Below are 25,758 nucleotides of genomic sequence, written 5' to 3' on the forward strand. Positions count from 1 at the left end.
CCGAGACTTCCATCCGTGTGGCACCGCTTCGCCGTCTTCGCCGAACGCTCCCCGCCCGGGTGCCGGACCGGCCCGTGAGCCGGCCCGGCATGGTGGTGGGCGGGGGCCGGCCTCGGCCGGCTTGACGCCACTCCGTGCCGGAACGAAACGGGCCGTACCTCCACCTGACGCCTTCATGGTGACCCTCCGATCGATTCCGCTTGGACGCCTTGGAGCATGGCCGATTCGCCACGCCGCCGTTCGAATTCGCCCGCCGGCCTGTGGACAACTTCCGGCTGTGGATAACTCGAAGGAGGCCTGCCGCGGCCTGATAGACATGCCGGGTGACTGATACGACGCGGATGGCGGCCGGCGAGGCCGAGCGGGCGGTCGTGCGAGAGCGGGCCGAGGAGGTTCTCCGCCGACTGGCCGGGGAGCACGCGGTGCTCCGGGAGGACCAGTGGCGGGCGATCGAGGCACTCACCGTCGACCGGCGGCGAGTGCTGTGTGTGCAGCGCACCGGGTGGGGCAAGTCGGCGGTCTACTTCGTGGCCACCGCCCTGCTGCGATCCGGTGACCGGGCGGCCGGCCCGACGGTCATCGTGTCACCGCTGCTCGCCCTGATGCGCAACCAGGTCGACTCGGCGGCCCGGGCCGGCATCACCGCCCGCACGATCAACTCGGCCAACCTCGACGAGTGGTCCCTGATCGAGCAGGAGATCCGGGCCGGCGAGGTGGATGTGCTGCTGATCAGCCCGGAGCGGCTCAACAATCCCGATTTCCGTGACAACGTCCTGCCCGGTCTCGCGGGCAGCACCGGCCTTCTGGTGGTCGACGAGGCGCATTGCGTCTCCGACTGGGGGCACGACTTCCGCCCCGACTACCGGCGCTTGCGGACCTTCCTGGCCGGTCTGCCCGCCCGGACACCGGTTCTGGCCACCACCGCGACCGCCAACGCACGGGTCACCGCCGACATCGCCGACCAACTCGGCGACGCTCTGGTCCTGCGCGGCCCGCTGGAGCGCGACTCGCTCCGCCTGGCAGCTCTGCGCCTGGAGGACCCGGCACACCGGCTGGCCTGGCTCGCCGACCACCTGGAGCGGCTGCCGGGTTCCGGCATCATCTACACGCTGACCGTCGCGGCGGCCGGGGAGACCACGGACTTCCTGCGGTCCCGGGGCTTCGAGGTGGCCTCCTACACCGGTCAGGTCGAGGACGCCGACCGCCGGGCCGCCGAGCAGGACCTGCTCACCAACAAGATCAAGGCGCTGGTTGCGACCTCGGCGCTCGGGATGGGGTTCGACAAACCCGATCTGGGGTTCGTCGTCCACCTCGGCGCGCCACCCTCCCCGATCGCCTACTACCAGCAGGTCGGCCGGGCCGGCCGCGCGGTCGAGCATGCCGAGGTGGTGCTGCTGCCCGGTCCGGAGGATGTCGCGATCTGGCGCTACTTCGCGTCCCTGGCATTCCCGCCGGAGGAGCAGGTGCGCGCCGTGCTGGCGCAGCTGTCTCCGAGCCAGCCGATGTCCACGCAGGCGCTGGAGCCGCTGGTCGACCTGCGACGGACCAGGTTGGAGCTGATGCTCAAGGTCCTCGACGTGGACGGCGCGGTGCGCCGCACACGCGGTGGCTGGCTAGCCACCGGGGAGCCGTGGACCTACGACGAGGCCCGCTTGCGGCGCGTCGCCGAGGCACGGGAGGCCGAGCAGAAAACCATGATCGAGTATGCGGTGACGACCTCCTGCCGCATGGAGTTCCTGCGCAGATGTCTCGACGATCCCGAGGCGGTCCCGTGCGGCAGGTGTGACAACTGTGCGGATCCGCTGTTCGACAGCGAGGTGTCCGCGGGCTCGCTCGCGGCGGCCGAGGCGTTCCTGGGTCGCCCCGGTCTCCAGATCGCTCCGAAGAAGATGTGGCCCACCGGCTTGGCCGCGGTCGGCGTCTCGCTGAAGGGCCGGATCGCCCCGGCCGAGCAGATCGAGCCGGGCCGGGCAGTCGGCCGTCTCTCCGACTTGGGGTGGGGCAACCGGCTGCGCGCCGCGGTCTCGCCCGAGGCGGTGGACGGCCCGATCCCACCGGAGCTGGCGGATGCCGTTGTCGAGGTTCTCAAGGCCTGGGCCAGGGGAGACGACGCCTGGCAGCAGCGCCCGGCCGCCGTCGCGGCAGTTTATTCACAGCGTCATCCACAACTTATCCACAGCCTTGCCGAGCGCATCGCGGCGGTCGGCCGACTGCCGATGCTCGGGGTTGTCCAGTCCACCCCGGCACCGGACGGCGGCGGTCATCGGGGAAACAGCGCCCAGCGGGTCCGGGCGCTGCACGACGCTTTCGAGGTGCCGCCGGAGATGGCCACGGCGCTGCGTGAGCTGTCCGGCCCGGTGCTGCTCGTCGACGACCTGGTCGATTCCGGCTGGACGATGACCCTCGCCGGGCGGGCCCTCCGCCGGTCCGGTGCTCCCGGGGTCCTTCCACTCGCCCTCGCGGTGGCCGGATGAGCGATCCCAGAGCCTGTCGGTGACCGGCCGAAACGGCTTGAGCCGCCGCACGTGACGCCCCGGCCGCGCAGGAGCCGGGACGGCGCGGTCCGGCATGGGGTGGTGCGGGACGGCGCGGTCTGGCGTGAGGTGGTGCGGGACGGCGCGGTCTGGCGTGAGGCGGTGCGGGACGGCGCGGTCTGGCGTGAGGCGGTGCCGGCGGTGCGGGTTGTGCGGTCCGATGTCAAGCGGTGCGGGCGGTGCGTGCGGGCGGTGCGTGCGGGCGGTGCGGTCTGGCTTAAGGCTCGGCGATGCTGGGGCGGGACGGTGCGGTCCTGCGCGAATCCGGTGTGGTGCGGTGCGGGGTGGAGCTGTCCCGCACGAATCCGGTGCGGGGTGGAGCGGGGCGGGTGCGATCCGGCATGAAGCTGGGTGGAACAGCGTGGAACGGGGTGATTCGGTTAGGAGTTGCCGAGGACGGATTCTCTGGTGGGGCGGCGGTCGATCTCCATGAAACGGTGAGTGCCGGCCAACTCGGTGAACCCGGAACGGCGGTAGACGTCATGGGCGTCCCTGGTGGCTAGGAGGAAACGCTGGATACCGCGTTCGGACAGGTCGGCAAGGATGGTGTCGATCATCCATTTGCCCAGGCCGTGGCCTCGGTGATGCTGGTCCACGAAGACGTCGCAGATCCAGGCGAAGGTGGCTCCGTCAGTGACCGCCCGAGCGAATGCCACCTGCTCGCCCGAGGGCGGAACCGGCGAATCGGTGAGTGGGGCCGAGGTCTGGAGGAGTGCTGAGGCGGCGGGCCGGGACGCTACGGCGGCGGGCGAGGACGCTACGGCGGCGGGCGGTGTGGGTGCGAACACCGAGTAGGGGACTGAGCCGTCGATGGAGCGGGCTACCAGGTCGTAGGACCGGCCGGCCGCCCAGTACGACTCCTCGGCGAGCCAGCGGTGCACGCGAGTGAAGTCGACGCGCTTCGGGTCTGCGGACAGGACGTATCCGTCGCGTTCCAAGTCTTCCACGGAATCCTCCTTCGTCATGTCACGTGTCCGGCCGGTCGCATCGTGTCACAGAGGTCGATCGGCCCGGGCGTCCAGGCCGTCGACTCAGGGAAGGGGGTGCAGCAGACGATCTGTCACCGCGGCTAGACGGGACAGCCACGCGGCCGGTGAGTCGCCGTCGGGAAGAGGGCCCTCGATCGTCCAGGACAGGACTGCGGATGGAGACAGCAGGGACGCATAGGGCAACGCCACGGGCGCGGCGGTCAGGGAGCCATGGTGTGCCGCGTCGAGGGAACCGTGCGGCGCGGATGCGGTGGCCAGGGAACCGCGGGGTGTAGCGCCTAAAGCGACCCGCCTCAGATATGGCCTCAGCCGGATGCCCGGCGACTCGGCCAGTAGGACGGCGTCGTACACGTCCTTCATCGCGGACCGCTGATAGGCGTCCTGATCGGCGGCCAGCCAGTGCAGTTTCCAGGCCAGGGAGAGTTCCCGGCTCGGGGTCCACAAGCCCAGCGGCGACTGCCCACCGGCTCGGGGGATCGCCGTGCACACCGGTGGTTCGGGTAGGTGCTCGCCGAACGACAAATCGATCTGTACGCTGCCGATCTCGAAGTCGGGGGCGTGCCAGGGGATGGTGATCCGGACCCGGCCGGTGTCGGGCTCGGAGTCGTCGTAATCCTGGTACTCCCAGTCCGAGGTCGAACTGATCTCACCGGGGGCGAACACGATGCCCTCCGGAGACCACGGCCGCTCGGTGAGGAGCGCACCGACGACCTCCTCGAAGTCGAGCTGTGAGTCGGGCTGTTCGAGGTCGGACACCCAGGTAAGACCGTCGGGTGGCAGCCGGCATCGACGGCCCCGGGTGTCGAACTCCTCGAACTCCCACATCTCGTTGCGGATGGCGCCGTGCACCGCCTCCGGCCACTCCTGCACCGGTTTGAGCGTGTCATGGTACGGGTCGGGACTCTGCCGATCAGGCGTTGTGACGAGCGGCTGCGGCACCATCCAGTCCAGGTCGCCGGGTGTCCGGGCGGCGTCGCCGATCCAGGCCGGCATGGTCATGCTGCCGCGCAGCACCAGGCGCTCCGCCCAGGACGACTCGGCGATCACCGTCAGCACATGGTCGAGGGCGGCCCGATGACGGTGGGGCTGGTCCGGGCTCATACGAACCATCCGTCGTCCAGCGCCGGATTGTCGTCGACCAGCACGAACTCCTCTTCCACCTCGGCGACCTCCCATCCGGCGCCGGTCAGGTCGGCCAGCAGCCCGGCCAGGGCGGCCGCCGCCTGCGGGCGCCCGGCCCGGTAGCAGCGCTGGGTCACGAACCGCTCCCGCACCCCGTCGGCCCGCACCCGGCGCGCGTTGCGGGACAGCCGGGCGTCGTGCCGGGTGGCCACCGCGCGCACCGGCTCCAGGTCGGTGCCGGCGGGCAGCAGCAGTTTCACGTGATGCTCGAAATAGCGGGAACCGGCCTCGGCCGCGGTGCCGGGCGCGTCCCGCCCGGACGCGGCGGCTTCGACCTTGAGCCGGGTGACCGGGAACCCGTCGCCGGTGAGGGTCGCGGCGGTGTGCCGGGCCGCCGACTCCGCCTCGCCGGGTGTGCCGTCGGTGAGCCAGCTCAGCATCGGCTGGTCGGCGGTGACCCCGCTGTCCAGCAGGATGCGGGTGAACTTGACCCCGGATCCGGCCGCCCAGGATCGAAGCTTCTCGTCGTCGGCGTCCGCGGACACCGTCAGGTGGATCTCGTATCGGCTCACGCCCCGCACGCTAACCCGCGGGTCTGACAGTTACGCTGAGGTCGGAGCCGAACCTGGCGGAAGGGGACCCGACATGGCTGTGACCAGCAAATACACCGTCAAGGGCATGACCTGCTCGCACTGCGTCCAGTCGGTCACCGAGGAGCTGTCCGCGCTGCCGGGTGTCACCGCCGTCGAGGTCGATCTTCCCTCCGGTGGGGTCACCGTGGCCAGCGACTCCGTGTTGGCCGAGGACGCGGTGCGCGCGGCGGTCGACGAGGCCGGCTACGAGCTCGTCGATGCCTGACGGGGTCGGGGAACTGCCGCGACAAAAGACGGCGAGTGCCGGTGAAAGCCCGGAAGCGGCGAGTGCCGGTGAAAGCCCGGAAACAGCGAGCGCCGCTCAGAACCCGGAACTGGACGAAGAGCCACAATTCGGGCTCTCCGCTAGAAGAGATAAAAAGCCCGAAGGCGACGGTTTCCGATTCGCCGCCATCGGCGCCCTGCTGATCGTCGTCCTTTTCGCCGGCTACGGTATCGGCCGTCTGAACAGCAGCGGCGACAGCGGCGGCGAGAGCAGCGTCGGCGCCCCCGCCGCGGTGAGCACCCCCACACCCACCGCCTCCCCGTTCGACGAGAGCCAGCCGCACACCCACGGCAACACCGCCCCGATCGGTACGGCCGGGAGCGCCCCGGTCGGCGGCCTCTCCCTGAGCGGCTCGGGCCTCACCCTGACCCCGCTGGTCACAGCGTTCCAGCCGGGCGAGACCCAGCGACTGGAGTTCACGATCAACGGCCCGGGTGGTGCGCCGGTCACCACCTTTGCCGTCGTACACGACAAGCCGTTGCATTTGATCGTGATTCGCCGTGACCTCACCGGTTTCCAGCATCTACACCCGGTGATGGCGCCCGACGGCACGTGGAGTGTCGATCTGACGCTGGCCGAGCCGGGCCTGTATCGCATGATCGCCGACTTCACCGCGCGGGTCGGTGGGGTCGACACGGTCAGCAGCCTGGGCAGCGACCTGACGGTCGCGGGAGACTACGCGCCGGTCACCCTGCCTGATCCGGCCCGGTCCGCGACCGCCGGCGACTTCCGAGTGGGGTACGAGGGCACCCCCTCCACCGAGTCCACCCAGCCGCTGCTGATGACGGTGTCCGACAGTGCCGGGAAGCCGGTGACGCTGGAGCCGTACCTGGGCGCGTTCGGCCACCTGGTGGTGCTGCGCCAGAACGATCTGGGGTATGTCCACGTGCACCCGGAGACGCGGCTGATCGACGGGCGGATCAAGTTCTGGCTGTCCGCGCCGAGTCCGGGCACCTACCGGATGTTCCTCGACTTCCAGGTCGCCGGGAAGGTCTCCACAGCGACCTGGACGGTCGTGGTCAGCTGAGCAGTCCGGCCAGCGCCGGCGTGACGCCCCACTGGCCGGTCAGCGCGGCGTACTCGTCCCGCTGCTCCGGGGTGGGCGCGGCACCGGTCCGCCGGGCCCGCAGCATCAGGTTGCGCGGCGTGTGTGCCGAGTCGATGAACTCGACGACGTCGACCCGGTAGCCGTGCAGCCGCAGCAGGGCGGCCCGCAGCGAGTCGGTCAGCACGTCGGCGAAGCGCTCACGCAGGATCGCGTGCCGCGTGACCTCCCCGTACGGCGATGGGGTCGTGGTGCCTTTGAGCTGCGCCGCGATGTCGTGGTGGCAGCAGGGGGCGGCCAGCACCCACCGGGCCCGCCAGCCGACCGCCCGGGCCAGCGCCTGATCGGTGGCAGTGTCGCAGGCGTGCAGCGCGAGCACCAGATCGGGTTCGAACGGCACGGTCGCCTCCTCGATGGTGCCCGCCACGAACGTCACCTGCTCGGCACAGCCCAGCTCGGCGGCCACCGCGCTGTTGCGTACCCGCTGGTCCTCGCGGACGTCCACACCGACCACCTCGACGGTCACACCACGCCCGGCCAGATAGCGGTAGGCGGCGAAGGTGAGATAGGCGTTTCCGCAGCCCAGGTCGACGACACGCAGCGGTGACGGCAGCTCGTCGGGCAGCGTCGCGGCGAGCGCGCGGAGGAAGGCGTCGATCTGCCGGCGTTTGGCCGCGGTGCCGCCGATCACACGGAACAGCGGGTCACCCGGGTCGAGCAGCCACTGTTTGGCCCGGTCGTGGGTCTCCGGCGCGCGCTGCCCGGCGACGGCCGCGCCCCGGTGCACCTGGGCGTCGCCCTTCTTGGTCACCCGGACCTGCACGGTGGCCGACTCGGTCTCCACGTGCCAGTTGCCGAACGGCTCGGCCAGCAGGGCGTCCACCGCCTCGGCGGCCTCGGTGCCGTCGACGTTGCGGGTGAACGGCCGGGCGCCGTCGTCGGTGACGATCTGTAGCTTCCGTCCCTGCTTCAAGGTGACCGGGCGTACTTGAGCGCGGGTCACCGACGGTGCGTGCCCGCGACGGCGGCCGGCCGCGACGGCCCGGGTGAGGCCGGGCGCGAGCAGGAGTTCCCGCACCTCGGCGAGGACGGATTCGAGCGGTTCTGGCATGACTTCCATTCTGCCCGCGACCGATGACGGCCTGCCGGGGCCGTGCGCCGCATGAGATCCACCAGGACCCCATGCGGCGGTACGGGGGAGATCAGGCCTCGGTCGCTGTGCCCTCGGACACGGCAGCCGTGGTGCGCCGACGGCGGCGCCGGGGCGCGGCCGGCTCGTCAGAAGCAGCCGGAGCCGCCGGAGCCGAGTCAGCCGGAGCCGAGTCAGCCGAAGCCGGGGCCGGGGCGGCCGGAGCCGAGTCAGCCGAAGCCGGAGCCGAGTCGGCCGGCGCGGCGTTGTCGGAGAACGTCAGCGAGGTCGCCGGAGCCCGCCGCCGACGGGTCCGGGTGCGGGGCGGGGCCTCCCCAGCCACCGACGCGTCAACCGACGCGTCAACCGGAGCGGCGGCCGGAGTGGCAACCGGAGCAGTGGCCGGAGTATCGGCCGGAGTATCGGCCGAGGGCACGGCCGGAGTGTCCACCGAGGGCGCCGCCACGGTGCCCGCAGCCGGAGCCTCTTCGCTGATCCGGCGCCGCCGCCGCTGCCGCTTGGGCCGCTCGGCGGTGTCCGCACCGGAGTCCGGGCCGGCACTCGAACCGGTGCTGTCGGCCGGCCCGCTGCTCCCGCCACGGGAACGCCCGTTCCGGTCGCGGTCGCGGTCCCGGCCGCGGCCGCCGCGGTTGCCACCACGCCGCCCGGCGGTGCCGAGGTCCTCCTCGACCTCGGCGGACAGCCCGGCCCGGCTGCGCGAGGCGGTCGGCAGGGTGCCCGAGATCCCGTCCGGGATGTCCAGGTCGGAGTAGAGCGCGGGGCTGGTGTGGTAGGTCTCCGGGGGTTCCGGCATGGCGAGACCGAGCGACTTGTCGATCAGCACCCAGCGCGGCATGTCCTCCCAGTCGACGAAGGTCACCGCGACACCGGTGGCGCCGGCCCGGCCGGTGCGGCCGATCCGGTGCGTGTAGGTCTCCGGGTCTTCCGGACAGTCGTAGTTGATCACGTGGGTGACGCCGGAGACGTCCAGGCCGCGGGCCGCCACGTCGGTCGCCACCAGCACGTCGATCTTGCCGCTGCGGAACGCCCGCAGCGCCCGCTCGCGCGCGCCCTGGCCCAGGTCGCCGTGCACCGCGGCGACCGCGAACCCGCGGAAGTCGAGGTCCTCGGAGACCCGGTCGGCGGCCCGCTTGGTCCGCGTGAAGATCATCGTGAGGCCGCGGTCCTGGGCCTGCAGGATGCGGGCCACCATCTCCACCTTGTTCAGCGGGTGGGTGCGGTAGACGACCTGCTTGGTCAGCGGCGACGGCCCGCTCTGGGTGGTGTGCCCGGCGTGGATGGTGACCGGGTTGCGCAGGAACCGGCGGGACAGCGCGACGATCGGGTCCGGCATGGTGGCCGAGAACAGCATGGTCTGCCGCTGCTCGGGGATCATCGCCAGGATCTTCTCGACGTCCTCCAGGAAGCCCAGGTCGAGCATCCGGTCGGCCTCGTCGAGCACCAGAGCCTTGACCGAGCTCAGCTTGAGCATCTTCTGCTTGCACAGGTCGAGCAGACGGCCTGGGGTGCCGACCAGGATCTCGACGCCCTTCTTGAGGACCTCGACCTGCGGCTCGTACGCCACCCCACCGTAGATCGGCAGCACCCGGACGCCCCGGGTGCTGCCCGCGGCGGCCAGGTCACGGGCCACCTGGAGACCGAGCTCACGGGTGGGGACGACGATCAGTGCCTGCGGCTGGCCGTCGGCGCCCTCGGACGGGGCGGTGACGCGCTCCAGCAGGGGGAGGCCGAAACCGAGGGTCTTGCCGGTGCCGGTGGGTGCCTGGCCGATCAGGTCGGTGCCCCGCAGGGCGATCGGCAGCGCGTACTCCTGGATGGCGAAGGCGTGGGTGATGCCGGCCTTGGACAGCGCCTCGACGGTCTCGGCCCGGACGCCGAGCTCGGCGAAGGTGGGGCTGTCGGCGCGGACCGGCGCACGGCTGGTCACGGGTACTAGAGCTTGCTCATTGTCGGTCATGAAGTTTTACGGGTGCCCTCTCGTGGTGCGCCCGTCGGAAAGTCTTTGGGCGCGGTCTCGTATAGGCGCGGGCCGCACGCTCGAAAGCGGGCCACACGCGGGCCGTCGACTTGACAAATCGACGACGACACAGGCCACTCTACCCGACCTGATAGCAGACGCACCCGAGAGAGAGTTACGGGAGGGAGCCCTGTGACCGGGCATCCCTCCCGGCGCTGAAGTTCAGCGAGTGGTGAAGCCGAAGGGCCGGTGCGACGCCTCGGCGATCTCCACGTAGGCCACCTTGGCGATCGGAATGATCACCTTGCGGCCCTTCTCGTCAGTCAGTGACAGGACACCGTCCTTGGCCAGAGCATCCGTCACGGCCTGCTCGACCTCCGCCGGGGTCTGAGCGCTCTCCAGCACAAGCTCGCGCGGCGACTGCTGCACGCCGATCTTGACCTCCACGGAGTCCCTCCTAAAAAGATCCGTCTACCCGTTCGAAAGGCTATCCGATTTCCGGGGCCATTCCGGCCGTTGAACCGCCCTGGAGCGGGAAGCTGGCGATCCCACGCCAGATCAGTGCAGCTACGAGCGCTTCGGCTTCAGCTTTGGGCGTACGCCGTCCGTTCGCCAGCCAGAACTGCGCGGCCTGTCCGGCGGCCCCGGCGAGGCCGGAGGCGAGCAGCTCGGCCTGGTCGGCCCGGAGCCCGGTGTCGGAGATGATGGTGTCGGTCACCGCGGCGATGCAGCCCTGCTCGACCCGCTCCACCCGCTGGCGGACCTGGGGGTCGTTGCGCAGGTCCGACTCGAAGACGAGCCGGAACGCCTCGCTCTCGTGGTCCATGAAGTCGAAGTACGCCCGGACGGCGCCCTTCACCCGGTCCTTGTTGTCCGGGGACGCCAGCATGGCCCCACGCACCTTGGCGATTATCGCGTCGCAGTGCGTGTCCAGCAGGGCCAGGTAGAGCTCGAGCTTGCCGGGGAAGTGCTGGTAGAGGACAGGCTTCGAGACGCCGGCCCGCTCCGCGATGTCGTCCATCGCCGCGGCGTGGTAGCCGTGGGCGACGAAAACTTGCTGCGCGGCGGCCAGCAACTGCTTACGGCGCGCCGAGCGTGGCAGGCGGGTGGGTCGTGCGGTCTGTGGCCCGCCGGACGCAGCGGTCATTTCTGTGAACCTCCAGGGGGTCGGGTCCCCGCGGTGTAGTCGTCTCGGATTGCCCGGTTCGGCGCATGTCGCGGTCGTGCGGGCAATTGTCGCGACGCTGCAACTTATCGCCACTGCAACGACACGGTAGCCTCAGCGGGGGCGAGCGAGGAGCACGCGGTGGATGAATCAGGGCATTCCGGTGACACCGGAGCCTCAACGGGTGGCAACGGAGCCGACTCGCATGACCGCACACGGGTGAACGGCTGGGCGAGCAACGACAGCTCGTGGAGCAACACAGGAGCGGGGTTGGAGCAGGGAGTGGACACGCCTCCATGGCGGCGGCCGGCGGACGGGCGAACCTTCGGGCGGCAGCAGTTCCCGGCCGAGAGGCCGTATGGGACGGAGCCGTCGTCCGGGATTCCCGATTCGTCGCAGAACTCCGAGAATCCCCCTTCCGGGTCCACTGACGGGTGGCCCGCCGAGCGGAACCGGCTCGCCGACATCCTCGGCCATCGCCGCCCGCCGGGCGTGCCGCCGCTGCCCGCCACACCGAACAGCGCACCGCCCTATCCGTACGAGGGTGACCTCGACGACTCGTACCCCCAGCAGCGTGCCGCGGTGCCGATGCCCCGCCCGGACTGGCTGCCCGAGGCGCCGGCCGAGCAGCCGCCCGCCGCGCCGGTCCCGCCCGAGCCGATCCGGTCCCGGCATGCCCTGGTCACCGACACTCTGGCGCAGGGGTTGCCGCCTTTCGACGGGGCGACCGGCGACGGTTCGGCGTACGATTCGCCGAGCTTCCCGCGTAACCCGTCATTCCCCTCGCCGGGGCTGCCGGGCACCGACGACGCCGAGACCGGTGACGACGGTGAACCGCGCGGGGTCCTGCCCCAGCGCGTTCCGGCCCAGCCGGACGTCCCGAGAGTTCCGGAGCCGCCCTCCGTGGAGCCGTCGGCCGAAGCACCGGCATTGGCGCGGATAGCGACGCACCTGCGCCGCGGCGACGTCGTGCCCGCCCAGGAGCGCCAGGAGGGCTTCGACGTCCAGGACATCCTGGCCGCGGTCCGCGAGGTCGACGGTGTCCGGGACGCGTCGCTGCGGGCCACCCCGGCCGGTGCGCACAGCCTCCGCCTCGATCTGTCCGACGGCGCCGACCCGGCCGAGGTGAGCCGCCAGGTGGCGCGTCTGCTCCAGGACCGGATGGGCCTGGACGCGGCGATGCCGGGCGATCCGCCGGCCGCGCTCCGGCCGTCCAGCGCCCCGGTCTCCTCGCCGCGCACGCCGCTGCTGCCCAGCCAGCCCACCCGCCAGGCCCGTGCCTCGGTCCCGGTGGCGCCGGTGTCCAGCCCGGTGCGCCCGGTCTCCAGCCCGGCCCGCCCGGTGTCGAGTCCGGCCGCGCCGGTCTCCGGCCCGGCCGCTCCGGTCTTCACGCCGGCCGCTCCGGTCTCGGTGCCGCCGGCCGCCCCGATCGGCCCGACGGCGCTGATGGCCCCGCCGCCCGCGTTCACCCCGCCCCCGCCGATCAGCACCCCGGCGGCTCTGGTCCCGGCGGACGCCTCCAAGCCCCGCCCACTGGATCCGGGGGACAACCCGGGCCCTCGCGTGATCATCGAGAACGTGCACGTCAACTCGTTCGGCGCGGACGCCACCGTCGAGGTGCGGCTGCGTGCCGGCGGCCGGACCGCCTCCGGTGTGGCCACCGGCCCGGCGGTCGACGGCTACCTGCTGCGCCTGTGCGCGACGGCCACCGCGGGCGCCGTCGACGAGCTGCTGTCCACCTCCGGTCACCCGGACGGCCCGGCACGCTGCTTCGTCGAGCACGCCGCAGCCGTCTCGTTCGGCCCGATGCAGGTCGCCGTGGTGGTGCTGCTGCTGTCCTGCGGTGGCGGCTGGGTCGAGCAGCTGGCCGGCTCGGCGGTGGTGACCGGTGACGACCGGCATGCGATGGTCCGCGCCACACTGGCCGCCGTCAACCGCCGGCTTGAGGCACTCTTGGCCTGATGAAGGGTGCGATTCTGGCCGACGACAGCGCGCTGTTGCCGGAGGGTGAGATTCCGCCACCGTGGCCCGCGCGCCGGGTGACAGTCGGCGGCGCGATGCTGCACGTCCGGGACACCCCCGGGCAGAGCCCGGACGCCGAGCCCGCGGTGTATGTGCACGGTCTCGGCGGTTCCTCGCAGAACTTCACCGATCTGGCCGGGCTGCTCGCCGACCGGCTGGACGGGCAGGCGGTGGACCTGCCCGGATTCGGCTACAGCGACCCCAGTCCGCGGTATTCGATTCCGGCCTTCGCGTCGACGCTGATCGACTATCTGGAGCATGACGGCCGTGGCCCGGTCCACCTGATCGGCAACTCGCTGGGCGGGGCCATCTCGGTGCGGGTGGCGGCGCTGCGGCCGGATCTGGTCCGGACCCTCACGCTGATCTCCCCGGCGATGCCGTTCCTCGATCCGCGCCGGACCGCCCAGGGCCCGGTCCTGCCGGTGCTGGCGCTGCCCGGCGCCGAGCGGCTGATGGCCTGGGCGCTGACCCGGCTCACCGCCGAGCAGATGGCCGAGCAGGTGCTGGCCGCCTGTTTCGGGGACACCAGCAAGGTGCATCCGCAGCGGCGGGCCGAGGCGATGGAGGAGATCCAGCTCCGCTACACGGTGGCTCACTATCCGAAGGCGTACCTGGGCACTCTTCGCGGTCTGGTCGGCAGTTTCCTGCGGGCCTACCTGCCGGGGATCAACTCGCAGTGGCGGCTGGCCGCCCGGGTCGAGGTGCCCACGCTGGTGATGGGCGGCCTGAACGACCGGCTGGTGGACCCACGGGTGCCGGCCCAGGTGGCCCGGGTGATCCCGGACAGCCGGCTGCTGGTGCTGCCCGGGGTCGGGCACGTCGCCCAGATGGAGGTGCCCCGCCTGGTGGCCCGGGGGATCGTCGGCCTGCTGGCCGAGGTCCGCCAGTCGACCAGCAGAAACTCCTGACCCGCCGGGGTTGCACGATGTAACGCACGGCACCAAGGTTGTCCCCTGCTGGGCGCCGTACGCGGTATGTGGAAATCTGAAAAACGATGATCTCCCATGCCCACCGCCGACAGCGGACCTGGATCGCCGTGACCGTGGGCGTGCTCACGGCCACCCTGATCGCCGGCTGTTCGACAAGTGAATCCGGTCCCGCCTGGCATCCGGCGGCGGCCGCCCCGCCGTCGGTGAGCGTGCCGGAGCCGTCCGACGAGCCGGTGGCCGGCGTGTCGCCGAGCGAGGAGCCGACCCGGGAGACACTGGCCGAGGACGTGCTCCAGCTCAAGGGCAGGACGCCGACGACGGGATCCGGGAAGTTCACGTTCTCCGGGGAGCGCGGTCCGGTGGCCGGCCGCAAGGGCAAGCTGCACCGGTTCAAGGTCGCTGTCGAGAAGGGCAGCGGCGAGGACGTCGACGACTTCACCGCGCAGGTGCGGGCGACGCTGGAGGACGACCGCAGCTGGTCCGGCTCCGGCAAGCTGCGGCTGCAGATGGTGGCCGGCACCGACAAGGCCGACTTCACCGTCTACCTGGCCACCCGGGACACCGCCGGGCGGATGTGTGAGCAGGGCGGCACCAACATCCGGATCGGTGGGGTGCCGTTCACCTCCTGCCGGACCACCGGCAAGGCGATCCTGAACCTGGACCGCTGGCGGAAGTCGTCGACGCCGTACCTGGAGGCGAAGGTGGGGCTGGCCGAGTACCGGCGGTACGTGATCAATCACGAGGTCGGGCACGAGCTGGGGCACCGGCACGAGGGGTGTCCCAAGGCGGGCGGACCGGCTCCGGTGATGGTGCAGCAGACGCTGATCCTGCGAGGCTGCAAGCCGTACTCCTGGCCGCGCCGCAACGACAAGGACCTCTCCGGACCGCTGCTCTGAAAGCCCATCCGGTACGGAAACGCGAAAGTCCTGTGACGGACGGTGAGTCATGGCAGGCTTTCGCTTGCTATGGCAAACGCGACAAACAGCCCTGTTGACCCGGCCGCCGGAGATGACCGAGGCCGGGCCGGGCGTTCCCGCGCCCGTGCCGTGCCGGCGACCTCCACCACGAAGTCGCCGGTGACCGAGCCGGTCCGCAAGCCCGCGCGCAAACCGGCCGCCAAGAAGTCCACCACCGCGGAGAACCCGGAGAAGCCGAGGCCGGCCGCGGTCAAGAGCACCTCGGCGCGGACCGCACCGACCCGGACACCGGCCCGCAAGACCGCTGTCACCCGGGCGCCGGCCGAGGAGGAACCGCCCAAGCCGTCCCGGCGCCGGGCCATCGCGGCGAAGCCGGTGACCGAACCGGTGGAGCCGCCGGTGGAGACCGTGGCGGAGGCGCCGGAGCCGGCGATGACCCGCGGGATCCTGGAGCTGGCCGCCGAGCGTCTCGCCGCCTCGCAGCCCCGGGAGCCTCAGCCGGAGCCGCCCGCGCCGGCCGGCGGCGACCCGATGGCGGCGCCGGGCGCCTTCGTGAACCCTCGGGCCACCGGTGGCCGCCGCCCGAGCCGCTCGGTCGGTGCCGGTCCGGCCTTCCGGGCCGCTCCCGGTGGCACCCGGCCCGGCGTGGGCAGCCGTCCGACGCTGACCTCCCGGCCGCCGGCCGGCCCGCCCGAAGCGGTGCGCCCATCGGTCCCGGAGCTTGCGGCGGTACGCCCACCGGCCCCGGAGATCGAGGAGGTGGAACCGGTCCGGGATCTCCCGCCGGTGGACCTCTATCCGCGGACCGCGAACCGGCGGGGTCTGCCGCCGAGCCTGCGCCTGCCGGCCGAGCTGCCGGACAACCTGTGGCCGCCGAAGAGCCTGCTGGATCGCAACCTGGCGGAGAACATCCATGTCCCGGCCCGGGTCGAGGCATGGCCCGAGCCGGAGGGCCGGCACCACGCGCCGGAGTTCGAGGCGGTCACCGAGGAGCGGATCTACGTTCCGCCGGCGCCCGAGCCGGAACCCGACTTCCTGCCGGTGGTGCTGAGCCGCCCGGAGCCGGCCGTGCCCGCGGCGCCCGAGCTGTTGCCCGAGACACCCGAGCTGTTGCCCGAGGCGCCCGAGCTGTTCGTCGAGGAGGAGCCCGAGTACGTTCCGGCGCACTCGCGCTCGATGCCGGCCCGGCACGCGGTTCCCGAGGCGACCTCGGTGCGGCGGATCCGGCGGCGCAGGCGTGCGGTTCTGGTGGCGTACGTCATGGTCGTTCTTCTGGTGTTGGTCGTGGGTCATGAATTGTGGAACGACGAGCAGCCGATCGCACCGGGCCGGGAGACGTCGCAGACCGCCGGCGAGATCGGGGTGCCGGCCGAGACGGCGCCCGCGGTGGAGCCGACGGCCGACAAGGCCGAACCGAAGCCCGAGGGTACGGCCGGGCAGTTCCGCTACGAGCGCAGCCGCGGCCCGATGCTCGGTGACGGCGGCCGTCTGTACCGCTTCCGGGTGGCGGTCGAGGAGATCGTCGAGGGCACCTCGGCCAAGGAGTTCGCCGAGACGATAGACGCCACGTTGGGTGACGACCGGAGTTGGGTGCACGACGGGAGTCTGCGCCTGCGCCGGGTCGCGAAGGGTGGTGCCGACGTGGACTTCACCGTCTACCTGGCGTCGGCGAAGACCTCGGAGAAGATGTGCGCGACTGGCGGCCTGGACACCGAGGGTTACACCTCGTGCCGGGTTCCCGGGCGGGTGATAATCAACTCCGATCGATGGGCCGAGGCGGTTCCGGAGTTCGGTGACCGGCTGCAGACCTATCGCCGCTACGCGATCAACCATGAGGTCGGGCACGAGCTGGGGCACGGCCACGAGGCCTGTCCGGGCAAGGGCGAGCCGGCGCCGGTGATGCAGCAGCAGACGTTCGGCCTGAAGGGCTGCACGCCGAACCCGTGGCCGTATCTGGACGGCGAACGGTACGACGGTGAGCCGGTCGCCTGATTATTCCGCGATCCCGCATGTCGGGCCGGTGGCCAACGTCATGGATGCACAGGTGCTAATCGAGCAACAATGGTCGGCGATCCTTACCACCGAACCCGGGGAGTGAATGTGGCTCTGCCCCCGCTCGTCGAGCCGGCCGCCGAGCTGAGCGTCGACGAGATCCGCCGCTATTCGCGTCACCTGATCATCCCGGACGTCGGGATGGACGGGCAGAAGCGGTTGAAGAACGCCAAGGTCCTCGCGGTCGGCGCGGGCGGTCTCGGCTCGCCGGCGCTGCTCTACCTGGCCGCGGCCGGGGTGGGCACGCTCGGCATCATCGACTTCGACACGGTCGACGAGTCCAACCTCCAGCGCCAGGTCATCCACGGTGTCTCGGACGTCGGCACGCCCAAGGCGGAGTCCGCGGCCCGGAGCATCGCCGAGATCAACCCGCTGGTCAACGTGGTCATTCACAACACCGCGCTGGACCGCGACAACGTCAAAGAGATCTTCAGCCAGTACGACCTGATCGTCGACGGCACCGACAACTTCGCGACGCGTTACATGGTGAACGACGCCGCGGTGCTGTTGGGTAAGCCGTACGTCTGGGGATCCATCTACCGCTTCGACGGCCAGGTCTCGGTCTTCTGGGAGGAGCACGGTCCCTGCTACCGCTGCCTCTACCCGGAGCCCCCGCCGCCCGGCATGGTCCCGAGCTGCGCCGAGGGTGGCGTGCTCGGTGTGCTGTGCGCGTCGATCGGCTCGATCCAGGTCAACGAGGCGATCAAGCTGATCACCGGCATCGGTGAGCCGCTGGTCGGCCGCCTGATGGTCTACGACGCCCTGGAGATGGAGTACCGCAAGATCAAGGTCCGGAAGGACCCGAACTGCGCGCTCTGCGGTGACAACCCGACGGTCACCGACCTGCTGGAGGACTACGAGGACTTCTGCGGCGCGGTCTCCGACGAGGCGCAGGAGGCGATCACCGGCTCCACGATCACCGCCCGCGAGCTCAAGGACTGGCAGGACAGCGGCAAGGACATCTTCCTGGCCGACGTCCGCGAGCCGGCCGAGTGGGAGATCAACCGGATCCCCGGCGCGGTCCTGATCCCCAAGGGCGAGATCCTGTCCGGCGCGGCGCTGTCCCAGTTCCCGCAGGACAAGCAGATCGTGCTGCACTGCAAGTCGGGTGTGCGGTCGGCGGAGGCGCTGGCCGCGCTCAAGGCGGCCGGTTTCAAGGACGCCGTGCACGTCCAGGGCGGCATCGTGTCCTGGGTCAACACGGTCGACCCGTCGCTCCCGGCGTACTGAGTCGTCATGATCGGGGAGTCACCAACGGGTGACTCCCCGGACAGAACGGGCCTGCGTTCCACAGGTCCGGCCGGTACCGTCGTCACCGTGATCGATATAGACGCCGCGATTGGCTATGTGGTCGCCCACGGTGACCCCGTCGAACGGGCGCGGTTGTCCCATATCAGGACCGGTCAGCCGCCCCCGCCGGACGCCGTCGACCGGATCGCCGCCGGGCAGATGCCCGAGGGCGGCTGGCCCGCCTCCGCCGACGGTGCGATCCCGTCGGTCGACGCCACCTGCTTCCGCCTCGCCGAGCTGGACGACATCGGCGCCCTCAACGGCCCGATCGGCGAGCGTGCCCTGCAATGGCTGGCCTCGGCACAGCGGGCCGACGGCACCTGGCAGGAGCACGAGTCGCTGACCGAGCAGGCGCCGCCGTGGGCGCTGCCCGGCGACCCGGAGGCCACCCTCTACCTGACCTCGGTGGCCGGCTTCTGGCTCACCGCCGCCGCGGTGATCACCGACCCCTTTCAAACCCGTTCGGCGTACGGCGAGATCGCTCGCTCGTCAGCCGCCTGGGTGGTGGCGCAGCTGCGGCCGGACGGCAGCTGGCCTTCCTTCCTGGCCACCGGCTGGCACGCCGCCGGGCTCCTGCACCAGCAGCAGTTCTTCTACGAGTCGGCCCGGGTCCAGCAGGTGCTCGGCAGCCGCCTGCCGGACATGTCACCGGCCGACGTGGCGTCGATGGCGGTGGCGCTGCGGCGGGTCAACCTGGGCGACGACTGGCTGCTGCAGAGCGCCTGGAAACGCCTGGGCGAGACGCAGCGCCCGGACGGCGGCTGGGACAGCAACGAGGGCCCGCTCTTCGACGTCAACACGACGCTGACGGCGCTGCGGGCCCTTCGTTGACCTGACTAGCGGGTGTGACCGTTACCGGTCACCACATACTTCGTGGAGGTCAGCTCCGGCAAGCCCATCGGGCCGCGGGCGTGCAGTTTCTGCGTGCTGATGCCGATCTCCGCACCGAAGCCGAACTCGCCGCCGTCGGTGAACCGGGTCGACGCGTTCACCATCACCGCCGCCGCGTCCACCCCGGCCACGAACCGCCGGGTCGCCGTGGTCGACTCGCTCACGATGGCCTCGGTGTGACCGGTGCCCCACTGGCGGATGTGGTCGAGCGCGTCGTCCAAGGAGTCGACGACGGCCACCGCGATGTCCGGGGACAGGTATTCCGTACCCCAATCGTCGGAAGTGGCAGGGACCACCGCATCGTCGTAACCCGCCACGCGGGCGTCGCCGTGCACGGTGACGCCGCGGCTCTGCAACTCCTCCAGCACCAGCGGCAGGAAGGTGTCCGCGATCTCGGCGTGCACCAGCAGCGACTCGGCGGTGTTGCAGGTGGAGTAGCGCTGTGTCTTCGAGTTGACGGTGACCGCCAGCGCCTTCTCCAGATCGGCGGCCGAGTCCACGTAGACGTGGCAGTTGCCCACCCCGGTCTCGATCACCGGAACCGTCGACTGCTCCACCACCGTCTTGATCAGCGAGGCGCCACCGCGCGGGATCAGCACGTCGACCAGCCCGCGGGCCCGCATCAGCTCCTTCACCGAGTCGCGGGTGGTGGCGTCCAGCAGCTGGATCGTGTTGACCGGCAGGCCGGCGTCGGCGATCGCCTTGCGCAGCACCGCGACGATCGCTGCGTTCGACGAGAAGGCCGAGCCGGAACCGCGCAGCAGAGCCGCGTTGCCGCTCTTCAGACAGATGCCGGCGGCGTCGGCGGTCACGTTCGGCCGGCCCTCGTAGATCATCCCGACCACCCCGAACGGCACCCGCACCTGCCGCAGCTCCAGCCCGTTGGCCAGAGTCGAACCGCGCACCACGTCACCGATCGGGTCGGGCAGCACGGCGAGCTGGCGCAGACCGTCGGCCATCGCCTCGACCCGCTCCGGGGTCAGCGTCAGCCGGTCGATCATCGCCTCGGACAGGCCACTCTCCCGCGCGTTCGTGATGTCCACCCCGTTGGCGTGGACGATGTCGTCGGTCCGCTCGACCATCCGGTCGGCCATCAGCAGCAGGGCGGCATCCTTCTCGGCACGGGTGGCCCGGGCCAGATCGATGGAGGCGACCCGCGCGGCGGCGGCTTGTTCCAGCACGCTCATGGCGAGCCTTTCTATAGCAGCACCAGATCGTCCCGGTGGACGACCTCTCGTTCATATCCCGGCCCCAGCGCCGCGGCCAACTCCGGTGTGGACCGCCCGAGCAGCGGCGGCAACTCCACCGCGTCGTAGTTGACCAGCCCGCGCGCCACCGGAGTGCCCGAACCGGCGTCCACCAGGTCCACCGGGTCGCCGGCCGCGAACGACCCGTCGACCGCGGTGATCCCGGCCGGCAGCAGCGACTTGCGCCGGGCCACCACCGCCGCGACCGCGCCCGCGTCCAGATGCAGACGCCCACGCGGCGACGTGGCGTGGGCCAGCCAGAACAACCGGGCCGCCGGACGGGTGGCGGCCGCCGTGAACAGCGTGCCCACCTCCTCGCCGGCCAGCGCCGCGGCGGCCAGCGGCGCCGCGGTCAGCACCACCGGGATGCCGAACCCGGTGGCGATCCGGGCCGCCTCGACCTTGGTGACCATGCCACCGGTGCCGACCCCGGCCTTGCCCGCCGAGCCGATCGTCACCCCTTCGAGATCGCCGTCGTCCCGGACCAGCGCGATCCGCCGGGACGACGGGTCGGCCGGATCGCCGGTGTAGAGCGCGTCCACATCGGAGAGCAGCACCAGCAGGTCGGCGTCGGCCAGCACGGCCACCAGCGCGGCCAGCCGGTCGTTGTCCCCGAAACGGATCTCCTCGGTGGCCACCGTGTCGTTCTCGTTGACGATCGGCAGCGCGCCCAGATCCAGCAGTTTGCGCAGCGTGCGATAGGCGTTGCGGTAGTGCGCCCGCCGGGTCACGTCGTCGACGGTCAACAGCACCTGGCCCACCGTCACGCCGTGCCGGGCGAAACCGGAGATGTAACGCCCGATCAGAAGCCCCTGGCCCACCGAGGCCGCCGCCTGCTGGGTGGCCAGGTCACGCGGTCGGCGCGACAGATGCAGTGGGGCCAGCCCGGCGGCGATCGCGCCGCTGGAGACCAGAACCACCTCACGGCCACCGGTCGCGAGCCTGCCCAGCTCGTCGATCAGGGCGTCCACCCGCTGCTCGTCGATGCCGCCCGCCGCGGTGGTCAGCGAGGACGACCCCACCTTGACCACGATCCGGCGTGCACCGGTCACCTCATCCCGCACTCGGCCCATTGTGCTCGGCAGGCGGGTGTCGATCGTTGTCAGATCCCATATCGTGGCGGGCGATGACACCGCAGGAGTACGTCGAAGAGGTCCTGACCCTCGTGGAGCGGATCCCCGAGGGCCGGGTGATGTCGTACGGCGCCATCGCCGACGCCCTGGCCGAGCGCTCCGGCCGCAACTCGCCCCGCCAGATCGGCCGGATCATGTCGCTGCACGGCGGCGCGGTCCCCTGGCACCGGGTGTGCAGCGGCGGCGGCCGGCTCCCACCCGGCCACGAGGCGCGGGCCAAGGCGTTGCTGCTGGCCGAGGGCGTGCCGATGCGCGGCGACCGGGTGCTGATCGCGGACGCCGGATGGATGCCCTGATGCGCGCCGGATCACCGAGCCGGACAGCGTGGAGCGCCGCCCGCTACCGGGCCGCCCATCAGCTCCTGGAGGGCGGGTCGATCTTCAAGGACGATTTGGCGGTACGGGTGTCCGGAGAACCCGAGCAGGCCCTCCTCGCCGACGCACCACGCCGGGGCATGCGCCTGTTCATCGCGGCCCGGCACCGGTTCGCCGAGGACGCCCTGGCCGCCGCGGTGTCCCGGGGTGTGCGCCAGGCCGTCGTGCTGGGGGCCGGGCTGGACACTTTCGGGTACCGCAACCCGTACCCCGGCCTGTCGGTCGTCGAAGTCGACCATCCGGACACCCAGCTGTGGAAACGGGAGCGGCTGGCATCCGCGGGCATCGACATCCCGCCGACCGTGAGCTACCTGGGTGTCGACTTCGAGACCACCGCGCTACCGGTCTGGGATCAGCCGACGTTCTTCCTCTGGCTCGGCGTGGTTCCCTACCTGACCCCGGACGCCTTCACCACGACGCTGACGTCGATCGCCGGTCACGAGGTGGTCTTCGACTACGCCCAGTCACCCGCCCTGATGGCCGACGATCGGCGGGCCGCTCTGGAGGCGCGGGCCGCGCGGGCGGCCGCGATCGGCGAGCCCTGGCTGTCGTACGCCGAACCGGCCGAGATCGGCTCCCGGTTGCGCGGTCTCGGATTCACCGAGATCGAGGATCTGGGGCCGTCGGCGCTGGCCGCGCGTTACTTCGGCCGTACCGACGTGCCCCCGTCGACGCCCGGTGGTCACCTACTGCGGGCCCGTTAGTCCCACGGTCGCCGCCGCGTTGCGCATCTGGAACTCGAAGAAACCCCGCCGGTCCTCCTCGATCGAGTGCCTGAGCTGCCCGAACAGCTCATAGCTGATCGCGCCGCAGAGCTGGAAGTAGGCCGCGATGGTGTCCGCCACGAACCGTGCCGGCAGGCCCGGATAGAACTGCTCGGCGATCGGCCCGAGCTGGTCGAGGAAGCGTCCGGTGATCGGCTCCCGGCCGGCGAGTTCCCCGTCTCGGTACGCCTGCGCGAGCGCCGCCCCCATCTGCAGGAGCAGTCGGGTGGCCGGTAGCACCGTGTCCTGCGGCGCCTCGTACCCGGGCACCGGGCTGCCGTAGATCAGCGCCCACTCGTGCGGGTTCGCCAGCGCCCAGTCCCGGGCCGCGTGCGCCGCCGCCAGCCATTTCCCCAGTGGTGTGGCCTGCTGCGCCGCGGCCTGCTCGGCGGCCTCGCCGACCGTGTTGTACGCGTCGACGATCAGCGCGGTGAGCAGCTCGTCCCGGCTGGCGAAGTACCGGTAGACCGCCGACGAGGCCATCCCCAGGTCCCGGGCCACCGCGCGCAGGGACAGGTTCGCCCCGTCGGTGGACAGGTGCTGCCGGGCCACCGACTTGATCTCCTCGGTCATCTCGGCCCGCACCCGGGCCCGCAGGCCGGTCGGCGTTTTTGCTGGTGGGCGCTCAGTCATGGGGACAGTGTGCCATAACGAGAGCACTGCTCTTGCTTTTTCCTAGCGCGTTGTGCGATCGTTGTTCTCAATAGAGAGCACTGCTCACAAAGGAGAGCGCCATGCACCTGATTGTCGGTTCCGGTCCGATCGGCTCCACCGTCGCCCGCCTGCTCGCCGATCGCGGCGAACACGTCCGCATGGTGACCCGCGGCGGCGGCGGCCCCACCCACGAGCTGATCGAGCGGGTCGCCGCCGACGCCTCCGACACCGGCCGGCTCACCCGGCTGGCCGAGGGCGCCGAGGTCGTCTACAACTGCGCCAACCCGAAATACACCGAGTGGACCCGACTCTGGTTCCCGATGAACGACGCGATGATCGCCGCGGCGAAAGCGTCCGGAGCGGTGTACGCCATCACCGGCAACCTGTACGGCTACGGCCCCCAGCCCGGCGGCTTGATGACCGAGCACAGCCCGCTCGCCGCCACCGGCCGCAAGGGGCGGGTGCGCAACAAGATGTGGCAGGACGCCCTGGACAGTGGGGTGCGCACCTTCGAGGCCCGCGCCTCCGACTACCTGGGCGCCGGGGCGGTCGGCGTGTTCTCCAGCGTGCTGCTGCCCGCCATCAAGGCCGGCCGGGCCGCGTGGGGCCCCGGCGACATGGACGCCCCGCACACCTTCACCTACACCGGTGACATGGCCCGCACGCTGGTCGAGCTGGCCCGCGACGAGCGCGCGTGGGGCCGGGCCTGGCACGTGCCGTCACCGGAGGCGATCAGCATCCGCGCCCTGGCCGACCGTTACTGCGACCTGACCGGCCAGCCCCGCCTGAAGGTGCACGGCATGCCCCGCTTCGTGATGCGCACGGCGGGCGTGGCCGTCCCGATGGCCCGCGAGATGGCCGAGATGGACTACCAGTTCTACGCCCCGTTCATCCTCGACTCGTCGCTGACCGAGCGCACCTTCGGCCTGAAGCCCACCCCGCTGGACGTCCCCCTCCACGAAACCGCCGCAGCCGCCGAATCAACAGCGGCCCGGACCATGTGACCCCACCATCCATCCAGCGCTGTTATCTGCCGCCCGGCGCTCGCCTTCCGCCCAGCGATCGCTTTCCGTCCGGCGCTCGCCTTCCGCCCAGCGATCGCTTTCCGTCCGGCGGTCGCTTTCCGTGCGGCGCCCGCCTTCCGTCCGGCGCCCGCCAGCCGTCCTGGTCGGCGCTGACCCGGCCGTCTGTGGCTCGCTTACAGCAGTAGCCCTACTCCGCCGCGTCGTGGGTCGCCGGCCGCACCGGATCGGCCCACGGCGGTGACACCCCCGAAATAATGGTTGATGTCCGGCCATTCCACGATCTGCCAGCCGGCCTCCGCCAGAGCCGCGAGCTCACCGGGCGGACAGCCGGCCTCGGCGTGCACGGTGTCCTCGACCGCGTGGAACCGTGGCCGCGCGATCGCCTCCGGCACGCTCAAACCGTCGACGAGCACCCCGAGCAGCGTGTCCACCAGCGCGGTCCGGATCCGCGAGGCCCCCGCCGAACCCGCCGCCACGGCCAGCCCACCATCCGGCGCGGTCACCACGAGCGGGCACATGTACGACGACATCCGCTGCCCCGGAACCAGATCATCGGACAACAGCTCACCCTCACCCAGCATCGAGTTCAGGTTGATGCCGAGCCCCGGCAGCCAGACCCCGGCCCCCAGCCCGAGCGTCGTGGTGATCACACAGGCGTTGCCCTCGATGTCCACCACCGAGACGTTGGTGGTGTCCCCGAGCCGCTGCTGACCCCGGTTGACCAGAGCGGACGCCACCCCGGCCGCCCGAGTGGACCGGGTCAGATCGGCGGGTAGCGCACCGATCGTGTCGACGGTCCGGTTCAGGTCGTGCCGGGCGTGCACCCGGTACCCCGCCAGCGACGCGTGGTCCACCGGCACCGAGGCGACCCGATAGGCCGCGAGATCCGCCGGCCCGATCGTCCCGCCCGCCGCCCGTACCGTGTCGACGAGCAACTTCCCGTACTCCCCGGTATAGAACACCTCCGGTCCGTCGTTAGCCAGCGCGTCCATCGCGGTCGCCAGTCCCGGATGGAAGAGCAGTTCGTCGCCCTGCAACAGCCGGCCGCCCGGCTGGTAGAGGGCAGCCCCGTCACCGTAGGCCAGCGCCGGCGCGCACGACTCCAGCGTCCGCGCGTGCGCCGGTGGCAGCAGCACCCCGGTCCGGGCCAGTCCCGCGGCCGGCGCCACCACCTCCGGCCAGGGCAGCCGGCCCCAGCGGCGGTGCACCTCCCCGAGCCCGGCCGGCACACCCGGCACGGCCACACTGGCCCCGCCGATCGAGTAGATCTGCGGCAGCCCGCCGAAGAACACGTCCACCGCCACCATGTCGGCCGGGCTCCGATCGCCGTCGAGCCCCGGCACCGCCACGAAGAAGTCGAGGCAGGTGACCTCACGCGTCCTCGCGTCGAAGTAGGTGGCGAACCCCCCTCCGCCCAGCCCGGTGTAGACGGTCTCGGCGACACAGCAGGCCAGCACCGCGGCCACCGCCGCATCGGCCGCGGAACCACCGGCCTGCAGAACGCGCATCCCGGTACGAGCGGTCGCCGGGTGACTGGCGGCGACGCCGGCAGCAACGCTTTTCATAGCGGCGAGCGTAGG

23 protein-coding genes are annotated in these 25,758 nt (G+C 71.4%); 12 read left to right on the plus strand and 11 right to left on the minus strand.

What is annotated here, in order from left to right; translation table 11 throughout:
• Nucleotides 1-341: 341 nt before the first annotated feature.
• Complete coding sequence (locus tag ACQ0O7_RS04050) at nt 342-2,474, plus strand: DEAD/DEAH box helicase (RefSeq protein ID WP_430780557.1); 2,133 nt, start codon at nt 342-344, stop codon at nt 2,472-2,474.
• A 440-nt stretch (nt 2,475-2,914) separates the two neighbouring features.
• Here the strand turns inward: ACQ0O7_RS04050 and ACQ0O7_RS04055 are convergent, their stop codons facing one another.
• The 3 genes from ACQ0O7_RS04055 to ACQ0O7_RS04065 form a co-directional block, all read right to left on the minus strand.
• The gene (locus tag ACQ0O7_RS04055) at nt 2,915-3,481 is read right to left on the minus strand and encodes a GNAT family N-acetyltransferase (RefSeq protein WP_430780385.1); all 567 of its coding nucleotides are present in this window, start codon (nt 3,479-3,481) and stop codon (nt 2,915-2,917) included.
• A gap of 84 nt (nt 3,482-3,565) precedes the next feature.
• On the minus strand, nt 3,566-4,624 hold the full coding sequence (locus tag ACQ0O7_RS04060; RefSeq protein WP_430780386.1) for a nucleotidyl transferase AbiEii/AbiGii toxin family protein: 1,059 nt from the start codon (nt 4,622-4,624) through the stop codon (nt 3,566-3,568).
• Nucleotides 4,621-5,217 (minus strand): hypothetical protein, encoded by a 597-nt coding sequence (locus ACQ0O7_RS04065; protein ID WP_430780387.1) that lies wholly within the window; start codon nt 5,215-5,217, stop codon nt 4,621-4,623. The genes ACQ0O7_RS04060 and ACQ0O7_RS04065 overlap by 4 nt, the downstream gene beginning before the upstream one ends.
• Before the next feature lie 73 nt (nt 5,218-5,290).
• Between ACQ0O7_RS04065 and ACQ0O7_RS04070 the strand changes: the two genes are divergently transcribed.
• Together ACQ0O7_RS04070 and ACQ0O7_RS04075 are read left to right on the plus strand one after the other, a co-directional pair.
• Complete coding sequence (locus ACQ0O7_RS04070) at nt 5,291-5,503, plus strand: heavy-metal-associated domain-containing protein (RefSeq protein WP_430780388.1); 213 nt, start codon at nt 5,291-5,293, stop codon at nt 5,501-5,503.
• Nucleotides 5,496-6,590: a hypothetical protein gene (locus ACQ0O7_RS04075; RefSeq protein WP_430780389.1), complete on the plus strand. Its 1,095-nt coding sequence runs from the start codon at nt 5,496-5,498 to the stop codon at nt 6,588-6,590. Before ACQ0O7_RS04070 ends, ACQ0O7_RS04075 begins: the two co-directional genes overlap by 8 nt.
• Here the strand turns inward: ACQ0O7_RS04075 and ACQ0O7_RS04080 are convergent.
• The 4 genes from ACQ0O7_RS04080 to ACQ0O7_RS04095 form a co-directional block, all read right to left on the minus strand.
• Nucleotides 6,583-7,719, minus strand: coding sequence for a class I SAM-dependent methyltransferase (locus ACQ0O7_RS04080; protein ID WP_430780390.1), 1,137 nt, complete (start codon nt 7,717-7,719; stop codon nt 6,583-6,585). The two genes, ACQ0O7_RS04075 and ACQ0O7_RS04080, sit on opposite strands and share 8 nt — an antisense overlap.
• A 91-nt stretch (nt 7,720-7,810) precedes the next feature.
• Entirely contained in the window at nt 7,811-9,715 is a 1,905-nt protein-coding gene (locus tag ACQ0O7_RS04085; protein WP_430780391.1) for a DEAD/DEAH box helicase, read from the minus strand.
• A 222-nt stretch (nt 9,716-9,937) separates the two neighbouring features.
• On the minus strand, nt 9,938-10,162 hold the full coding sequence (locus ACQ0O7_RS04090) for a DUF3107 domain-containing protein (RefSeq protein ID WP_430780392.1): 225 nt from the start codon (nt 10,160-10,162) through the stop codon (nt 9,938-9,940).
• Between the two features lie 40 nt (nt 10,163-10,202).
• Nucleotides 10,203-10,862 (minus strand): TetR/AcrR family transcriptional regulator, encoded by a 660-nt coding sequence (locus tag ACQ0O7_RS04095; RefSeq protein WP_092548965.1) that lies wholly within the window; start codon nt 10,860-10,862, stop codon nt 10,203-10,205.
• Nucleotides 10,863-11,150: 288 nt separating this feature from the next.
• Between ACQ0O7_RS04095 and ACQ0O7_RS04100 the strand changes: the two genes are divergently transcribed.
• The 6 genes from ACQ0O7_RS04100 to ACQ0O7_RS04125 all read left to right on the plus strand — a co-directional run bounded on the left by ACQ0O7_RS04100 (nt 11,151) and on the right by ACQ0O7_RS04125 (nt 18,921).
• The gene (locus tag ACQ0O7_RS04100) at nt 11,151-12,842 is read left to right on the plus strand and encodes a Daple (RefSeq protein WP_430780393.1); all 1,692 of its coding nucleotides are present in this window, start codon (nt 11,151-11,153) and stop codon (nt 12,840-12,842) included.
• Nucleotides 12,842-13,810, plus strand: coding sequence for an alpha/beta hydrolase (locus tag ACQ0O7_RS04105; protein ID WP_430780394.1), 969 nt, complete (start codon nt 12,842-12,844; stop codon nt 13,808-13,810). Before ACQ0O7_RS04100 ends, ACQ0O7_RS04105 begins: the two co-directional genes overlap by 1 nt.
• Nucleotides 13,811-13,896: 86 nt before the next feature.
• Nucleotides 13,897-14,727 carry a DUF3152 domain-containing protein gene (locus ACQ0O7_RS04110; protein WP_430780395.1) on the plus strand — a complete coding sequence of 277 codons (831 nt, stop codon included), beginning with the start codon at nt 13,897-13,899 and terminating at the stop codon, nt 14,725-14,727.
• Nucleotides 14,728-14,907: 180 nt separating this feature from the next.
• Nucleotides 14,908-16,740 carry a DUF3152 domain-containing protein gene (locus ACQ0O7_RS04115; protein WP_430780396.1) on the plus strand — a complete coding sequence of 611 codons (1,833 nt, stop codon included), beginning with the start codon at nt 14,908-14,910 and terminating at the stop codon, nt 16,738-16,740.
• A gap of 108 nt (nt 16,741-16,848) precedes the next feature.
• Nucleotides 16,849-18,030, plus strand: a complete 1,182-nt coding sequence (moeZ, locus tag ACQ0O7_RS04120) for an adenylyltransferase/sulfurtransferase MoeZ (protein ID WP_430780397.1) — start codon at nt 16,849-16,851, stop codon at nt 18,028-18,030.
• An 87-nt stretch (nt 18,031-18,117) separates the two neighbouring features.
• Nucleotides 18,118-18,921 carry a prenyltransferase/squalene oxidase repeat-containing protein gene (locus ACQ0O7_RS04125; protein ID WP_430780398.1) on the plus strand — a complete coding sequence of 268 codons (804 nt, stop codon included), beginning with the start codon at nt 18,118-18,120 and terminating at the stop codon, nt 18,919-18,921.
• Between the two features lie 5 nt (nt 18,922-18,926).
• Here ACQ0O7_RS04125 and ACQ0O7_RS04130 read toward each other — a convergent pair whose 3' ends face one another.
• Both ACQ0O7_RS04130 and proB read right to left on the minus strand, forming a co-directional pair.
• Nucleotides 18,927-20,168 (minus strand): glutamate-5-semialdehyde dehydrogenase, encoded by a 1,242-nt coding sequence (locus ACQ0O7_RS04130; protein WP_430780399.1) that lies wholly within the window; start codon nt 20,166-20,168, stop codon nt 18,927-18,929.
• Nucleotides 20,169-20,179: 11 nt separating this feature from the next.
• Entirely contained in the window at nt 20,180-21,292 is a 1,113-nt protein-coding gene (gene proB / locus ACQ0O7_RS04135; protein WP_430780400.1) for a glutamate 5-kinase, read from the minus strand.
• Nucleotides 21,293-21,354: 62 nt separating this feature from the next.
• Here proB and ACQ0O7_RS04140 point away from each other — a divergent pair, with 62 nt between their 5' ends.
• Together ACQ0O7_RS04140 and ACQ0O7_RS04145 are read left to right on the plus strand one after the other, a co-directional pair.
• Complete coding sequence (locus ACQ0O7_RS04140; protein WP_430780401.1) at nt 21,355-21,657, plus strand: MGMT family protein; 303 nt, start codon at nt 21,355-21,357, stop codon at nt 21,655-21,657.
• Nucleotides 21,657-22,439, plus strand: a complete 783-nt coding sequence (locus ACQ0O7_RS04145; RefSeq protein WP_430780402.1) for a class I SAM-dependent methyltransferase — start codon at nt 21,657-21,659, stop codon at nt 22,437-22,439. The genes ACQ0O7_RS04140 and ACQ0O7_RS04145 overlap by 1 nt, the downstream gene beginning before the upstream one ends.
• Here the strand turns inward: ACQ0O7_RS04145 and ACQ0O7_RS04150 are convergent.
• Nucleotides 22,422-23,132, minus strand: coding sequence for a TetR/AcrR family transcriptional regulator (locus ACQ0O7_RS04150; RefSeq protein ID WP_430780403.1), 711 nt, complete (start codon nt 23,130-23,132; stop codon nt 22,422-22,424). The genes ACQ0O7_RS04145 and ACQ0O7_RS04150 overlap by 18 nt on opposite strands.
• 101 nt (nt 23,133-23,233) lie before the next feature.
• Between ACQ0O7_RS04150 and ACQ0O7_RS04155 the strand changes: the two genes are divergently transcribed.
• The gene (locus ACQ0O7_RS04155) at nt 23,234-24,157 is read left to right on the plus strand and encodes an NAD-dependent epimerase/dehydratase family protein (RefSeq protein ID WP_430780404.1); all 924 of its coding nucleotides are present in this window, start codon (nt 23,234-23,236) and stop codon (nt 24,155-24,157) included.
• A 194-nt stretch (nt 24,158-24,351) separates the two neighbouring features.
• Here the strand turns inward: ACQ0O7_RS04155 and ACQ0O7_RS04160 are convergent, their stop codons facing one another.
• Complete coding sequence (locus tag ACQ0O7_RS04160; protein ID WP_430780405.1) at nt 24,352-25,743, minus strand: gamma-glutamyltransferase; 1,392 nt, start codon at nt 25,741-25,743, stop codon at nt 24,352-24,354.
• Between the last annotated feature and the right edge of the window lie 15 nt (nt 25,744-25,758).

The organism is Actinoplanes sp. G11-F43 (genome assembly GCF_050589265.1).
Taxonomy (GTDB): Bacteria; Actinomycetota; Actinomycetes; order Mycobacteriales; family Micromonosporaceae; genus Actinoplanes.